This is a genomic window from Pseudarthrobacter sp. MDT1-56 (genome assembly GCF_059383555.1).
This window is the reverse complement of the sequence record NZ_JBWZCK010000037.1, coordinates 1-1,919: the sequence shown is the minus strand read 5'-3', so window position 1 is coordinate 1,919 and position 1,919 is coordinate 1. Positions and strand designations below refer to the sequence as shown.

General features: G+C 66.6%; 2 protein-coding genes. Both read right to left on the bottom strand.

Annotated features, from left to right (window positions below):
* Positions 1-41: 41 nt before the first annotated feature.
* Positions 42-926 (bottom strand): F510_1955 family glycosylhydrolase, encoded by an 885-nt coding sequence (locus tag AC50YC_RS19770; RefSeq protein WP_494954970.1) that lies wholly within the window; start codon positions 924-926, stop codon positions 42-44.
* Positions 927-1,003: 77 nt separating this feature from the next.
* Positions 1,004-1,678: a DUF305 domain-containing protein gene (locus AC50YC_RS19765; protein ID WP_494954969.1), complete on the bottom strand. Its 675-nt coding sequence runs from the start codon at positions 1,676-1,678 to the stop codon at positions 1,004-1,006.
* Between the last annotated feature and the right edge of the window lie 241 nt (positions 1,679-1,919).

Sequence of the window (1,919 nt, the reverse complement as noted above, 5' to 3'; positions counted from 1 at the left end):
CGGCGGAAGGTCTCGGCGCAGATCCTGCAGTGCTCGTGCGGTCAGGAGGCCTCGGCGGGCCGGAACGTGACTCCGCCGTCGGTGGAGACGACGACCCCGTTGGCCGTGGCGGCCCAGATGGTTGGGCTTGCCCCCGGGCCCTTGACTGCAGCCACAGCCTGGACCGTGTCCTGGATTTTGCCCTTTCGGGTCCAGATCGCGCCGGCGTCCGTGGAGGTGTGGACGGTCCCGTCGGGTTCGACTCCGACCGCCTCGGCGGGGGTGGCGAAAGCCGCGAACTGGACCACGGGTGCGGAGTCCACCGTGTTCCAGGTCCTGCCGCCGTCCGTTGAGCGGCGGATCCCTTGTGGGGTGGTTGCCAGGACGGTGTCGCTGGTGGGGTTTCCGGCGAGGGCGGCCGGGACGAAATCCGCGGACGCAGTGTTCCAGATTTTGCCGTCCGGGCTGGTGCGCAGGGCGCCGTCGAAGCCGACGATTCCGGATTTGGTTGCGGTGAGCGCGTGGAAGTCGGATTCACCCTGAAGGGAGAGCTTTTCCCAGGTTTTACCGGCGTCGGTGGATCGGATCAGCCCGAGCGGATTGGCCATGTCGGAGCCTTGTCCGGGGTGTCCGGATGCGTAGAGGACGCCGTGGTCGGTGCCGCCGGTGAATCCCATCAGGTCGTTGGTGGGGCCGATTTTGGCAGCGGGTTGTTTCGTGATGTCGAACAGGCCCTCGTGGGTGGCCAGGAGCACCTGGCCGGTTGTGCTGCTGACGCTCAGCCCGTGAACGTGGGCGTCCGGCAGGGGGCTGCTGCCGTTGCTGATTGCGGGGGAGGGGTCCGCCGGGACGGAGGACGGGCTGCAGGCTGACAGGGCAAGGATGAGGCCGGCGCCGGCTGCCAGAACAGCTGTGGCGCGGGCCCGGGGGCGGGAGGGATTGGGCATGGGGGCTCCAGGGATTCAGGTGGGGCAGGGCAGGGGATGGGCGCCGGCCCGTGAGGGCCGGCGCCTTGGGACACCGGTCAGAGGGTGGCCAGCAGGTCCTGCATTTCCTTGATTTCGGCTTCCTGGGCGGTCACGATGTCTTTGCTGAGTTTGATCGCGTCGGCGNCGATGTCTTTGCTGAGTTTGATCGCGTCGGCGTTCTTACCCTGGGACATTTCGGTCTGGGCCATCATGACGGCGCCCTGGTGGTGGGCAACCATTTGCGTCAGGAAGAGCTTGGCCGCTTCGGTGCCCTGGGCGGCCTCGAGCTGTTTCATGTCGCCTGCGCCCATCATGCCGTCCATGGTGTGGCCGGCACCCATGGTCGGGGATTCGTTCCAGGTCTTGAGCCAGCCGGTCATCGTTTCGATCTCGGGTGCCTGGGCTGCTTTGATCCGTGTGGCCAGGTCGGTGACCGATGCGGGGATGTCCTTCTTCTGGAGCATCATCTCGCTCATTTCCACGGCCTGTTCGTGGTGCGGAATCATTCCCTGGGCGAACATGGTGTCGGCCTCGTTGTGTTCGGTGGCGGCGGCCGGTGCGCTGCTGGACATCATTCCGGGGCCCTGGCCCATTCCCGGCATGGAGCTGGCGGAGGAAGCGGGGCTGCTGGAGGTGGCGGATGGTGTGGAGGGGCCGGTTGAGCAGCCTGCGAGGGCGAGTGCCGCGGCGATGGCGGTCGCGGAAAGGGTCAGAATCTTCGTGTTGTTCATGGCTGATAGGTCCTTCAAGACGTCAGGGGGCGCGTGGGCGCCAGGGGGTGTGTGCATCAGTGATGCGCCGGGCTCAGAAGTGAGTCAGGCAGGGACGGGTGCCGGTCAGGTCACAGCGCGGGGCCCTGTTTTACGTTCGGCTGATGCAGAGCTCGCCCGGTGAGGGGCTGCCGGGGAGATAGGACCACAGTTCGCTGATCGTGCTCTGCGTCCCTGTGTTGGTGTTCCGGGCGATGATTCC

Excerpts from the sequence above, each read along its gene's own strand:
- AC50YC_RS19770 (WP_494954970.1), bottom strand. The coding sequence starts at position 926 with ATGCCCAATCCCTCCCGCCCCCGGGCCCGCGCCACAGCTGTTCTGGCA.